Consider the following 521-nt stretch of genomic DNA (forward strand, 5'->3'; position numbering starts at 1 on the left):
AATCCGGGGCGGTTCAGTTGACAATCAGCGACACTACTTGGGAGAGTTCTCGCGACCCAAGTAGCGTTCGGGCGCTCTCAAAAACAACAGCCCACGTGATGAGTGACGCGTCCATCTGCGCTCTATTGAATTTCCCGTCTCGATACACCTCTCTTTCAACGCCAACCACTAACGTCTCAAGCCACGACGAGCGCACGCAAGCCCACGCGAGCGCGATGGATGACTAGCGGATGGACTGCCTGCAGTGCGAAGACAACGGTTACGCGTCCCATTCCGGCGCAAACGGCGGATTTACGAAGCGGTGGTCCTTCGGCAACACCGCAATGGCGTGCCGGTCATCATCGTCGAGTTTCACCGCCAGCGCATCGAGATTGGATTTTTGACTTTCGCGGCGTTGAGCCTTAGGAATAACGGCCACCCCGTCCTGTTCCAGAAGCCAGGCGAGTGCAACCTGGGCAGCGGTCGCGCCATGCTTGACGCCGATTCCCTGAAGTACGGGGTCGCTTGCTGCCCTGCCTTGT

Annotated in this window: 1 protein-coding gene; it reads right to left on the bottom strand. The window is 58.5% G+C overall.

The window, feature by feature from the left end; all coding sequences use genetic code 11:
• Positions 1-259: 259 nt before the first annotated feature.
• A partial coding sequence (locus P0D96_RS48360; protein WP_408321450.1) for an aldo/keto reductase occupies positions 260-521 on the bottom strand: 262 nt, incomplete at its 5' end.

The sequence above is a fragment of the Paraburkholderia sp. RL17-347-BIC-D genome, from assembly GCF_046027915.1.
Classification (GTDB): domain Bacteria; phylum Pseudomonadota; class Gammaproteobacteria; order Burkholderiales; family Burkholderiaceae; genus Paraburkholderia.